The 11,191-nt window shown below is 66.2% G+C and carries 13 protein-coding genes and 2 riboswitches; of the genes, 2 read left to right on the top strand and 11 right to left on the bottom strand.

Going from position 1 to position 11,191, the window contains the following annotated elements:
* Positions 1 to 96: 96 nt before the first annotated feature.
* The 9 genes from fdhD to IEX33_RS18260 all read right to left on the bottom strand — a co-directional run bounded on the left by fdhD (position 97) and on the right by IEX33_RS18260 (position 8,102).
* Positions 97 to 972, bottom strand: a complete 876-nt coding sequence (gene fdhD, locus IEX33_RS18300; protein WP_188732324.1) for a formate dehydrogenase accessory sulfurtransferase FdhD — start codon at positions 970 to 972, stop codon at positions 97 to 99.
* Positions 973 to 1,053: 81 nt separating this feature from the next.
* A complete protein-coding gene (locus tag IEX33_RS18295) occupies positions 1,054 to 2,430 on the bottom strand; it encodes a molybdopterin molybdotransferase MoeA (RefSeq protein ID WP_188732323.1) in 1,377 nt (458 codons plus the stop codon).
* Positions 2,427 to 2,720 (bottom strand): DUF6457 domain-containing protein, encoded by a 294-nt coding sequence (locus IEX33_RS18290; RefSeq protein ID WP_181038097.1) that lies wholly within the window; start codon positions 2,718 to 2,720, stop codon positions 2,427 to 2,429. Before IEX33_RS18290 ends, IEX33_RS18295 begins: the two co-directional genes overlap by 4 nt.
* Before the next feature lie 16 nt (positions 2,721 to 2,736).
* On the bottom strand, positions 2,737 to 3,381 hold the full coding sequence (mobA, locus tag IEX33_RS18285) for a molybdenum cofactor guanylyltransferase (RefSeq protein ID WP_229675450.1): 645 nt from the start codon (positions 3,379 to 3,381) through the stop codon (positions 2,737 to 2,739).
* Between the two features lie 39 nt (positions 3,382 to 3,420).
* The gene (locus tag IEX33_RS18280) at positions 3,421 to 3,921 is read right to left on the bottom strand and encodes an HNH endonuclease (RefSeq protein ID WP_066273874.1); all 501 of its coding nucleotides are present in this window, start codon (positions 3,919 to 3,921) and stop codon (positions 3,421 to 3,423) included.
* A gap of 273 nt (positions 3,922 to 4,194) precedes the next feature.
* A complete protein-coding gene (locus IEX33_RS18275; RefSeq protein ID WP_188732322.1) occupies positions 4,195 to 4,974 on the bottom strand; it encodes an NlpC/P60 family protein in 780 nt (259 codons plus the stop codon).
* 157 nt (positions 4,975 to 5,131) lie between these two features.
* Positions 5,132 to 5,842, bottom strand: coding sequence for a C40 family peptidase (locus IEX33_RS18270; protein ID WP_104186162.1), 711 nt, complete (start codon positions 5,840 to 5,842; stop codon positions 5,132 to 5,134).
* Between the two features lie 70 nt (positions 5,843 to 5,912).
* A riboswitch (cyclic di-AMP (ydaO/yuaA leader) is annotated at positions 5,913 to 6,086 on the bottom strand.
* Positions 6,087 to 6,222: 136 nt separating this feature from the next.
* Positions 6,223 to 7,047, bottom strand: a complete 825-nt coding sequence (locus tag IEX33_RS18265; RefSeq protein ID WP_188732353.1) for a M23 family metallopeptidase — start codon at positions 7,045 to 7,047, stop codon at positions 6,223 to 6,225.
* Between the two features lie 10 nt (positions 7,048 to 7,057).
* Positions 7,058 to 7,274: riboswitch (cyclic di-AMP (ydaO/yuaA leader) on the bottom strand.
* A gap of 132 nt (positions 7,275 to 7,406) precedes the next feature.
* Positions 7,407 to 8,102: a metal-dependent transcriptional regulator gene (locus IEX33_RS18260; RefSeq protein WP_104186160.1), complete on the bottom strand. Its 696-nt coding sequence runs from the start codon at positions 8,100 to 8,102 to the stop codon at positions 7,407 to 7,409.
* Between the two features lie 280 nt (positions 8,103 to 8,382).
* Between IEX33_RS18260 and serC the strand changes: the two genes are divergently transcribed.
* A complete protein-coding gene (gene serC / locus IEX33_RS18255; protein WP_188732321.1) occupies positions 8,383 to 9,513 on the top strand; it encodes a phosphoserine transaminase in 1,131 nt (376 codons plus the stop codon).
* Positions 9,514 to 9,669: 156 nt separating this feature from the next.
* Here serC and IEX33_RS18250 read toward each other — a convergent pair whose 3' ends face one another.
* Positions 9,670 to 10,332, bottom strand: coding sequence for a DUF3027 domain-containing protein (locus IEX33_RS18250; protein ID WP_188732320.1), 663 nt, complete (start codon positions 10,330 to 10,332; stop codon positions 9,670 to 9,672).
* A gap of 6 nt (positions 10,333 to 10,338) precedes the next feature.
* Positions 10,339 to 10,722 carry a cold-shock protein gene (locus IEX33_RS18245; protein ID WP_066273868.1) on the bottom strand — a complete coding sequence of 128 codons (384 nt, stop codon included), beginning with the start codon at positions 10,720 to 10,722 and terminating at the stop codon, positions 10,339 to 10,341.
* Positions 10,723 to 10,947: 225 nt separating this feature from the next.
* On the opposite strand from IEX33_RS18245, the gene IEX33_RS18240 reads away from it, so the two are divergent.
* Positions 10,948 to 11,181: a hypothetical protein gene (locus tag IEX33_RS18240; protein ID WP_188732319.1), complete on the top strand. Its 234-nt coding sequence runs from the start codon at positions 10,948 to 10,950 to the stop codon at positions 11,179 to 11,181.
* Positions 11,182 to 11,191 lie beyond the last annotated feature (10 nt).

Below are 11,191 nucleotides of genomic sequence, written 5' to 3'. Positions count from 1 at the left end.
CTTTCGAAACCGTTTGCCCGGCTGTTCCGGACTGTTCCCGGGCCAGCTGCCCGGCTGGATCGATGGTGGCCGGATTGGCGGACCGGTTGGATTGGCCTACGACGGCGCAGCTGCCACCGGCCGCCGTATCCTCCCGTCACCTGCGTAGATGTTGAGGCTGGTTCCCCTGCTGAAGCCGGCGAGTGTCAGGCCGCTGGCCTCGGCCAGCTCTACCGCCAGGCTGGATGGCGCACTCACGGCAGCAAGGACGGGTATTCCGGCCAGCGCAGCCTTCTGGACAAGCTCGAACGATGCCCGTCCCGAGACCTGGAGGACCGTGCCGCTCAGCGGCAGCAGGCCCTCCCGCAGGGCCCACCCCACCACCTTGTCCACGGCGTTGTGCCGTCCCACGTCCTCCCGGAGGCACAGAAGGTTCGCGCCGCCGTCGTCCTCAATCCGGAAGAGCCCGGCAGCGTGGACGCCGCCGGTGTCGTCGAAGAGGCGCTGGGACTCCCGAAGGATGTCCGGGAGCGAGGCAAGCACCTCGGCGGAAACGCTGAGGGGATCTGCGGCGGGACTGTAGTGCGAGGACTTGCTGACGGATTCGATGGAATCAGTGCCGCAAATGCCGCACGAACTGGAGGTGTACACGTGCCGGCCTATGGACGGAGCCTCTACATCCGGCCGCAACTGGGCCTCGACCACGTTGAAGGTCTGTACGCCGTTTTCGTCTTCCCCTGCGCAGAAGCGCAGCGAGACGAGTTGCCCGGAATCCCAGATGACGCCCTCGGCCACCAGGAACCCGGCCACCAGGTCGAAGTCATGGCCGGGGGTCCGCATCGTGACGGAGTAGGACATGCTGCCCAGCCGTATTTCCAGCGGCTCCTCCACCGCAAGGACATCCTCCCGGTACCGGACGGGGAACTCGAGGGCATTCGGCGAGCCATCCAGCACGTACTTGTGCACCTTGCGGCGCTGGGTTACACGTCCCATATCCCACCGTTCCTGTTCATGGTTCCATCATCGCAACCGCCCCGTGGTGGCGCCAGCGCGGCCGGCCCCTCCCGGGCTTCGTCAGCCAAGGAGTTCGCTCCAGTCCACGGGACCGGTGGCGGCCGGCTTTGCAGCTGTCCTGCCTGCCCGTCCGGCGCTGCGCGTCTTCGGCCTTGCATCGGGGCCAGGGGGCGCAGGGATGGGCTGCCCCCAGGGCAGGGCGAAGGCTGGCACCAGCTCACCGAGCTTCACCCCGTGGGGAGGAACAACCATAACGCCGTCAGCGGAGGCCAGCCCCCGCATCATGCCCGGGCCGGTGTGCTGGGCCGGGGAGGCCATCCCGTACAGCAGCCGGAACGGCATAAGGCGGGTGCGCCCCGGCTCCGGCTCGAGAGTGGTTCCGCACGGCACGTCCTGGACCGCCGGCATCTTGCCGTGCCCCAGCGCCGCCAGGAGCGGTGCCCCTACCGTGGACAGCGCAATCATGGCGGCAAGCGGGTTGCCCGGCAGTCCCAGCACGAATCGCCCGTCCGGAAGTTCGGCCAGGACGGCCGGATGGCCCGGACGCATGGCCACGCCGTCGATGATCAGCCGCCCTCCCAGCTCAGCTACGGCCCGACGAAGGTGGTCGGTGCCGGATTTTCCTGTCCCGCCAGTGGTGATGACGACGTCGGCCGGCAGGTCCGGCCCCCCCGGCACCTCCGGGACCACGTCCTCCAGCGCGCCCAGCCACTCAGCATAGGAATCGCCGATCCTCTGCTGCCCGCCGGGGATCCCGCCCAGCATGCCCACCACTGCCGGCAGTTGCGGGCCGAAGGTGTCCCGCACCTGGCCGGGGACGGGCACGCCGTGGCCAACCACTTCGGAGCCGGTCAGCAGCAGCCGGACCAGGGGCTTTCCCTGGACCACAAGTTCGTCATATCCAGCCAGGGCGGCCAGCGCCAGGTGTGCGGGGTTGAGCACCACTCCTGCCTTGACCAGGACGTCGCCCCCGGAAGCCTCCTCCCCCGCTTTCCGCACGTGCTGGCCGGTGCGGGGCTCGCCGGGGCGGGCCGTGCCGCCCGTCATCAGGATGGGCAGTCCGTCCTCGTCCTTGTCCAGCCGGGCACTTTCACTGCGCAATACCGACTTGCCACCCGGGGGGATGAGCCCCCCCGTGGCGATGGGACTGGCCTGGTGCGGGGCAAGAGGCGTACCGGGTTCAACCAGGATCCAGGGTCCGGTGCCGTTCACCGCCCAGCCGTCCATTGCCGATGACGCATAGTGGGGCATGTCCTGCAGCGCCACTATGTCCTGGTCCAGTTTCCGTCCGAGGGCAAGCTCCAGCGCAACCGGCCCGGCGGGAATCGGCTGGGCGGCGTCGAAAGCGGCCTGCCGGGCTTCGTCCCATGTGTGGTCGAGATGCCGGGGCTGGTCAGCTTCGGGTTTGCTCGGTTCCTCCTGGGCGTCGCTGGTCATTCGCCGGGAGTCCCGGCGGCTTCAGCATCGTAGTCGGCGGCCAGGGTGCGGGCCACGGCCAGCGCGGATTCCATGGAAGCGGCATTCGTTGCCTGCCCGGAACCCGACGCCAGCCCAGCGGCATAACCCGCGATAAAGGTGGTCAGCGGTGCCGCCGGGCGGACCACAGAGTGGGCGGCCACACCAGCCAGGGCAAGGATGGCGTTGACGTCCACCTGGACGTCCTCGAGCTCATAGGCCTGGAGCAGGGACCTGCACCACTCCTCCAGCGTTTCATCCTGACTTTTCACGAACGTGCCTCCCAAGTTAACTGCGGCTGCGCCGGTCCTGGCCCTTGTCCTGGTTCCCGGCGGCAATCCCTAGTGCGGCGGCATCATCCCACGTGTCCACGTCTGCCGTGGAACCTGCGGGGACGGTGACAGGCTGCACCTCCAGACTAGCAAGGAGGGAGCGCACGGAGCCGTTGATTAAGGCACCGCGTGACGACAGTTCCGCCGCTGATTTTATTAACCCGGCCGTGCGGTAAATGCCAGCCAGCGGCTGGAGGGTTCCGTCACCGGAACGGGCCACGACGCCGTCACCCCCTCCCGGGACCAGCGCCTCCTTCAGTGCCGCCACGGCGTCGTGGACCAGGGGCATATCGCAAGCCAGCACAAGGGTGTACTCCGTTGTGCTGGTGCCGTGCTGTGCAAGAGCCTCCAGTCCGGCCGCGATGGCTGCAGCCGGCCCCGCGAACTCCGGTTCTTCACGGCACCAGATCAGCCCGGCAGCGGAAGATTCCGGCCGGGGACCCACCACCACGATGCTGGAGGCTCCTGCGGACGCGTCAATCGCACGCTGCAGGAGAGTGGCGTGGTGGAAGACAAGGTCCTGCTTCGGCACTCCGCCCAGCCGGGACGACCGGCCGCCGGCCAGGATGAGGGCATCGAAGGGCAACCGGTTCTCTTCCACTCCCCCAGCCTAGTCACCAAGGGCATGGTGCGGGGTGGGTCAGGCGGCGCGCTCGGGCAGCAGGAACGGGTCCCAGGCGGGGGTGGGCTTTTCGAGTTCCTTGATCTGCCAGATGGTTCCGTGCGGGGGCTCCGGGACGAACCGCAGCTTCCACCCCATCTCGGCCGGCGTGTGGTCACCCTTAACGTTGTTGCACCGAAGGCAGGCGGCCACAAGGTTCTCCCAGGAATCGGCACCGCCGCGGGACTTGGGCTGGACATGGTCGATGGTGTGGGCCGCTTTTCCGCAGTACGCGCACCTGTGGCCATCACGCCTCAGCACTCCGCGGCGGCTGACAGCCGTGGCCTGGTTGTATCTGGGACGGATATAGCGGTTCAGGAGGATAACGGACGGGCGGCCCAATATCTCCTGGGGTCCCACCACGGGATCATCACCCTCGGCAACCACGCTGGCTTTGCCTGTGAGCACAAGCACCAGCGCCCGGCGGAACGTGATGACCGCCAGCGGTTCATATCCAGCATTCAGAACGAGAGTGCGCATGCACGTACCTCTTCACGGCCGCACCCGTCAGGGGCACGAGGGCCGGCTGCCCTCGGCATGTCCGGGCTATGGATCGACACCACAAGAGTAAACATAGATGCGCATTATCAGCTAATTGCGGTTTTCCAAAACTGCCGTGTCGGGTCCATTGGCGGGCGTTCCCCGGGTGGCTGCGGGCTGCACTCCGCCGGCATCGTACTTAAATGGAAGAACCCCTGCCGCGGGGCAGGGGTTCTTCGTGCCGTCCCCAGGGAACGGCTAACGCGGGGCTCGTTAGTTCACGCGGATGAAAACAGGGCCGGAGCCAACGTTGGCGCTGAACACCACGGTCTGGTTTCCGTTGTATCCACCGTGGACAGCCTGGCCGTTGCCGGCGTAGACAGCGATGTGGGCCATGCCCGCGCCACCATCTGCGTAGTAGATGAGGTCGCCCGGCTGGGCTTCCGCGGCGCTTACGGTGCGGCCCAGGGAGAGGTACCCTGCAGGCCAGTCGTGGAAGTTGATGCCCACTGCGGCCAGGGAGTTGGTCACCAGCATGGTGCAGTCCTGCGTGACGCCCAGCTGGGCGTACGCAGCGGAAAGGATGGCTGCGCCCTTGCCGCTGGCGGAAGCGGCAGGAGCTGCAGCGGGTGCAGAGGCGGTGGTTACCTTGGCGGTCACCTTGGGGGCTGCGGCAGGCTGGACGACGGCGGGAGCCGGCTCGGCTTCCTCGACCTCAACAGGAGCTGGCTCTTCCTCGACAACCACAACAGGCGCGGGCGTGGTGGTGACGGCCGGCTTCTCGAAGGTGATGGCGATGGTGGAAGCAGCGGAGATCGGCGCCTCGACAGAGGACTCAACTTCCAGGGTGGCCGGAGCGGAGTCGCGCTGGACGCTGGAGTCAGCCGCGTTTGCAGCGATGCCGCTGGTCAGCACCAGGCCCGAAGCAGCGGCAATAACCGCTGCCTGGCGGCCCATGCCGCCGGCGTTGCCGCCAACAGCCTTGGCGATAACGGCGATTGAGTTGGTCTTGGTGACTTCGGCGCGATGCCGTGCGGTGGCACGAGTAGTCATCAGTTCTCTCTTTCGTTTTCCTCAGGCCGTTGTGGGCACCAAGGGGTTTGGGCGTGCCGGCATCTTGGGGGTACGCCGGCACGCCCCGAACGGGGATGTGGTGTTTGTGGAAAGTGGTGGGGCAAAGAAATAGTTCTTGGGCCCGAAGGCCCAAGAACTATTTGTTGATCGTGAAGAAGGCGGAGCTTCCGGTGGCGGCCACCGAGTGAAGCAGAGTGCCCTGGGAGGGGTTGAGCGCGCTGATCATCATGCCGTTGCCGACGTAGATGCCTACGTGCGCGCCACCGTTCTGCATGACCAGGTCACCCGGCTGCGGGGTGGAGGTAGGCGTCATTGCCGTCCAGGCGTTGACGCGCGGGATGCTGACGCCAGCCTGGGCGTAAACCCACTGGGTGAAGCCGGAGCAGTCCCAGCCGTTGGGGGTGGTGCCGCCCCAGACGTAGGGACGGCCGATGCCGGTGTACGCGAGTGCGGCAATGCCGGAGGTAGAGGCCGAGGAAACCGTTTCGGCCTGCTTCTCAGCTGCAGCTTCGGGGGCCGACGCGGTGGAAGCCGACGCGGTGGAGGCCGTCCGGGTTCCGGAAGCAGTCCGGCTCTCGGATTCGGTCGACTGTGCCCGCACCGGTGCCGGCTTCGGAGCGGCGGTGGTCTTCACCACGGGACGCTCGAAGGAGACGGTGGCGGTGGGTGCTGCGGTCACCGCGAGGGCAGACTGGGCAGACCCGGACTCGGTGGAAGCGGATACGCCGGCGGTGGTGTCCGCGGCGTTGGCAGGCAGGCCCATGCTGAGGATGAGACCGGAAGCGGCTGCGATAACTGCAGCCTGGCGACCTACTGTCCCGGCATTGGCACTAACAGCCTTGGACACGGTGCCCAAGGGGTTGGTACGAACCGATTGCGCACGGTGGCGCGCAGAATGATGGCGTGAAGACACGAAGGTAGCCTCTCCCAATGCCTGCGAGGTGAGCTGTCGGATTCGGATGGGAGTCACCCGGCCACACCGCTTCCAAGGAAGCTTTGCGACTTAACCCCAAGGCCTTCGCTGAAGCAAAGACCAAAATTGGTTCCCCCGCCCCTGCCAGACGATGAAATGCGAACGGACCTTGAGCGGTGGCAGAGCTAGGCAATCCGCACAAGAGCGTCAACTTCGGAAAAGTTGACGCGAGTTAGACGGTACAGCAGTTTTCGTTGAATGTCACATTCAGGTCACGGCAGGTCACGATGATTCGAGAGTGAACCATCATTTGACTACAGCCAGCCGGTGGGATCGACGACTTCGCCGTTGACCTGGACCTCGAAGTGGAGGTGGCAGCCTGTTGAAGCACCTGTGGTGCCACTGAGCGCCAGGACATCGCCGCGGGAGACCGTCTGGCCCTCGGCGACGCTGAAGGAGGAGAGGTGGTTGTACGTGGTTTCCAGGCCGTTGCCGTGGTCCACGACAACCCGGTTTCCGCCACCATACTGGTGCCAGCCCACGAACGTCACGGTGCCGGTGGCTGCTGCAAGGACCGAGGTGCCGCACTGGGCCACGTAGTCCTGGCCGCGGTGGAAGTCACCAGAGCCGCCGGTGATCGGGCTGACCCGGTAACCGAACGGGGAAGCAGTGGACAGCGCGGCCAAAGGGGCTCCGAGGCTTCCGGCAGATGCTGCGCGGGACACGGAACCTGCGGACTGCGCGCTGAGCAGCTGCTTCAGTTTGCCGTCGGGATCGGCCTGGGTCACCACGGCAGAGCGGCTGAAGTCGATCTGTGCGCCGGCCTCGGCCGATACCTGCGGCTGCGGTGTGACAGCCGAAGCTGCCACCGGGGTAACGCTGCCGGCATTGTCTGTAGCCATGACGGGGCTGGTTGCCGGAACGGTCACGGTCAACACCAGCCCGGTGGCGGCCAGCGCGATTCCGGCCTTCTGGCCGATCCCGCTGGCGGAGGCAAATTCCGTGATTTGCCGGAAGGGTCCTCGACGGCGGCGTGCATCACGGTGCGGATCGCGGGGGCGTTCCGTGGTGATGACCTCGACAACGCGCGGCGTTGAAACGGGGGCGGCCGCGCGGCGGCGCCCCTTGGGGGTCTGCATGGACAAGAAGGGTTCCTCTCTGGAAAGCCTGCGAAGTTAGCTGTCGGATTCGGGTCAGAGAGTTCACAGACCCGGTCCGCCTGGGCAAGCTCGGCACAGAGGTATCCCCGGAAGGATCCAACGCTGGAAGAGGCTTGCTGCTGACGGACTTCACCCCAAGGCAGTCCCCCGTCTGCCGGTTGTGGTTCCCCCACCTCTGCCAGTAATGACTCGTGCACCTGATCCGCTGGCAGAGCTCGGCTCCGGATCAGGTAACGCTTTAGTATCTACGCTTGGGTTTTAACTATAGGGCCAGAAGTCCCAAAGTAACAATTCCGTTATCTTTGCCTCTTCTGCCCCAACCGGGGTAGAACGCACGTTTACCGGATGGCAACGAAGACGTGGGCCGCCACTTCCGGCGGCAGCTCCAGGGCGCCCTCTATGCCGGGCACGCGGACCGAAATGTAGTCTCCCACCCGCTCCAGCGAGACTGCGGCCCCGGGGCGGATTCCGCCCTCGTCCAGCTGGACCAGCAGTTCCGGTTCCACCTGGATTGGCTCAGCCAGGCGGCTTACGGTTACCTCGGACGCCGGGCCATAGGACTTCATTGCTTCCAGCAGGCTGATGGCCCCGTCGGCGAAGCCCTGTGATGCCTGGCCGCCGAGGGCAGCCAGGCCGGGGATGGGGTTGCCGTACGGGGACTCCGTTGGGTGGTCAAGCAGCTCGTAGATGCGCCGTTCCACGCGTTCGCTCATGACGTGCTCCCAGCGGCAGGCCTCGTCATGGACGTAGGCCCAGTCCAGGCCGATCACGTCTGCCAGCAGCCGCTCAGCCAGCCGGTGCTTCCGCATCACTTCGGTAGCGCGCTTCCGGCCAACTTCGGTGAGTTCGAGGTGCCGGTCGCCCGAGACCACCACCAGGCCGTCCCGCTCCATCCTGCCAATGGTCTGGGAGACCGTGGGCCCTGAGTGGCGCAGGCGTTCGGCGATCCGGGCGCGGAGGGCCACGATGTTCTCTTCCTCAAGCTCCAAGATGGTCCGAAGGTACATCTCCGTAGTGTCGATCAGATCCGTCATCCAGCTCAGCTCCTCGAGCGCAGTACCTTGCGTTGTCCCACCGTATCGCCTTCCGCGCGACGTAGTCCGTTGGAAAGCTTAGCCTATTTTGACTTTGTCCGAATAGTTGGCGGCCGTCACAACAGGCCGTCTCAATGTCTGGACTATGACGGTGCCGGTTCCCGCCCCAACGCCGGTTCAGGCAGAATGAGGAGGGCCGGAGTTGCAGTCACAGCCGACTGTCCGCCAAGCAACCACCCGTCCGGACCCCAGCCGCGTCCACGCCGAAATTGGAGCACCTGTGAGCGAAAACAGCATCACTATTCCCGCCGACCTCCTGCCCAAGGACGGACGGTTCGGCGCCGGACCGTCAAAGGTCCGGCAGGAGCAGATCGACGCGCTTTCCGCTGCGTCGAAAACCATCCTGGGAACCTCGCACCGGCAGGCTCCGGTAAAGAACCTGGTGGGGTCGGTGCGCGAGGGCCTCAGCCAGTTCTTCCGGGCACCCGAGGGCTATGAGGTGGTCCTCGGCGTCGGCGGTTCCACTGCGTTCTGGGACATCGCCAGCTTCGGCCTGGTGGAGCAGAAGGCCCAGCACCTCTCGTTCGGTGAGTTCGGGTCCAAGTTTGCGGCCGCCACCAACAAGGCGCCCTTCCTGGCTGCCTCCTCCATCATCAAGTCCGAACCAGGTACCCGCCCGGCCGCGCAGGCCGAAGCGGGCGTTGATGTCTACGCATGGCCGCAGAACGAGACCTCCACGGGCGTCTCCGCCCCCGTGAGGCGCGTCGCAGGTGCGGACGAGGGCGCGCTGGTGCTGGTTGACGCAACATCAGCCGCCGGCGGCCTTGACGTGGACGTGGCGGAGAGCGACGTCTACTACTTCGCCCCGCAGAAAAACTTCGCCTCCGACGGCGGACTCTGGCTGGGCCTGTTCTCCCCCGCCGCCCTGGACCGCGCGGCCCGCATCAAGGCGACCGACCGCTGGATCCCGGATTTCCTCGACCTGCAGACCGCAATCGACAACTCGCGGCTGAACCAGACGTACAACACACCGTCGTTGTCCACCCTGGTGACCCTGAATGCCCAGGTGCAGTGGCTGAACGCGAACGGCGGCCTGGATTTTGCCTCCGCACGCACCGCGGATTCCGCCGGCCGCATCTACGGCTGGGCGGAATCTTCCGAGTTCGCCACCCCGTTCGTCACCAACCCGGATGAGCGCTCCAACGTCATCGCCACCATCGACTTTGACGAGTCAGTGGACGCAGCCGTGGTGGCAAAGGTGCTGCGGGCCAACGGCGTCGTGGACACCGAGCCCTACCGAAAGCTCGGCCGCAACCAGCTGCGCATCGCCACGTTCGTGGCCATCGAACCGGACGACGTTTCCGCGCTGCTGGCCAGCATCGACTTCGTGGTGGGCAAGCTGCGCAAGTAGCGGGCTCCAGCAGCAGTCCGCGCTGCGGCTCCGTGGTCCCAAAAGCAGCGCACCCAGAAGCAAAGAGCGTTAACTTACGACGGCGCCGCCCGGGGTTAGTTCCGGGCGGCGCCTTTGTGTATGTCGTGGGAAGCGTTCCTTGGCGCGCAGCTTGCCTTAAGGCGTGACGGCATCGTCTTCCGCGGGCTGAGCGGGCGGAAGAGAGGCACCACCGGGGGCGTCGACGGCGGGCTCTGAAACGGCGGGCTCTGATACGGCATCCTGGCCGTCGTCATCGGCTTCGCCTTCCGCGGGCGCAGCTTCCTGCGCGCCGACTTCCGGTTCCCCTGCCCGGACCTGCTCCGGCTCCTGGTCCTGCTCATCCTCGGGCCGGACGCGTTCAGCCCACGGCACCCATTCCGGGGCGAGGATCGCATCTTCCGACGGCAACAGGCCGAGCTCGCTGACGGTGACCACCTTTGAGCGGGAGTTGCGGGTCAGCACCGCGTACCACTGCCAGCCCAGGTAGCCAGGCAGCCTGGATTCAAACAGGTGCGTCACCAGGCGGTCGCCTTCGCTTTTGGCCGCCAGATGGCGGCCAACGGTTGGTGCGGGCGTGATTTCCTCCACAGCAGCACGCGCCGCGTCCACGGCGGCGGCGAGGAAGGCATCCGGCTTCCCTGTCCGCCATACCGGGACACCCGCGCGGCGCTTGGACGGAGCCTTCGCCCCCGCAGCGGCGGGGCCGGCAGCGGCCGCGCCACCCGCCGTCGTGCTGTCCTGTTCCGGCATGTCCTGTTCCGGCGGGGCCGGGACCGGCTGTTCAGCTTCCGGGATCATCAGTGCCTAAACGTCCAGCTCGTCGGCAACCTTACGCAGGGCAGCGGCGATGGCCTTGCCCTTGTTGCCTTCCGGGTACTTGCCTGCCGAGAGCGTTCCGGACAGGTTGTCCAGGACAGTCACCAGATCCTGGACAAGGGGGGCAAGGTCCTTTGCACTGGGCCGCTTTGCCTTGGCGATGGAAGGCGTCTTGTCCAGCACGCGCAGGCCAAGCGCCTGGGCACCCTTCCGGCCGTCAGCAACACCGAACTCAACCCGGGTGCCGGCCTTAAGCTCTGTTACGCCCTCGGGCAGCGACGATTTGGGCAGGAATACCTCCTGGCCGTCCTCGCCCGCGAGGAAACCAAAGCCCTTGTCCTTGTCATACCACTTGACCTTGCCGGTAGGCACGTAATCAACCTTCTTCGTTCAGCGTCTTCTGACACGGCCGCCCGCCACCGCATCCGCATTGCTGTGCGGGTTTAGGGTATGGCGGCTGCAGGCCGTGTTGGTCTATCCCCCAAGGTTATCCTGCCCACCGCCCTATTCCTGCTTTTACGTGCCTTGCGGAGGCATTCCGGGGCTCCGTACAGCAGCGTTCACGCCGGAGGGTGCCGGAGCTGTAGCGTTGCGTCCATGACACCCTCGCGTTACCGGCGTACCCTGATGATCCTCGCCGCAGCTGTCGCCGTGTTCTCCCTGGTGGCAGTAGGCACCGTGATGGCCTTGGCCTTCGCCGGGTCAGTGGCCCCCGCCTGGGTCACGTACTCGGCGCTGTACGGCCTGCCGGTCGCGTTCCTCCTGATGCTTTTCCTGGTTCTGGACAGCGTTGCCGGGCGGCGCCGGGCAGGAAAGCCGGACCGGCGGTAACGTTGGACTG

Origin of the sequence: Pseudarthrobacter scleromae (assembly GCF_014644515.1) — a bacterium.
Classification (GTDB): domain Bacteria; phylum Actinomycetota; class Actinomycetes; order Actinomycetales; family Micrococcaceae; genus Arthrobacter; species Arthrobacter scleromae.
The sequence above is the reverse complement of the archived record's forward strand: the minus strand, read 5'-3'. Positions and strand labels throughout refer to the sequence as shown.

Excerpts from the sequence above, each read along its gene's own strand:
- fdhD (WP_188732324.1), bottom strand. The coding sequence starts at position 972 with ATGGGACGTGTAACCCAGCGCCGCAAGGTGCACAAGTACGTGCTGGAT.
- IEX33_RS18295 (WP_188732323.1), bottom strand. The coding sequence starts at position 2,430 with ATGACCAGCGACGCCCAGGAGGAACCGAGCAAACCCGAAGCTGACCAG.
- IEX33_RS18280 (WP_066273874.1), bottom strand. The coding sequence starts at position 3,921 with ATGCGCACTCTCGTTCTGAATGCTGGATATGAACCGCTGGCGGTCATC.
- IEX33_RS18275 (WP_188732322.1), bottom strand. The coding sequence starts at position 4,974 with ATGACTACTCGTGCCACCGCACGGCATCGCGCCGAAGTCACCAAGACC.
- IEX33_RS18265 (WP_188732353.1), bottom strand. The coding sequence starts at position 7,047 with ATGCAGACCCCCAAGGGGCGCCGCCGCGCGGCCGCCCCCGTTTCAACG.
- IEX33_RS18260 (WP_104186160.1), bottom strand. The coding sequence starts at position 8,102 with ATGACGGATCTGATCGACACTACGGAGATGTACCTTCGGACCATCTTG.
- IEX33_RS18250 (WP_188732320.1), bottom strand. The coding sequence starts at position 10,332 with ATGATCCCGGAAGCTGAACAGCCGGTCCCGGCCCCGCCGGAACAGGAC.
- IEX33_RS18240 (WP_188732319.1), top strand. The coding sequence starts at position 10,948 with ATGACACCCTCGCGTTACCGGCGTACCCTGATGATCCTCGCCGCAGCT.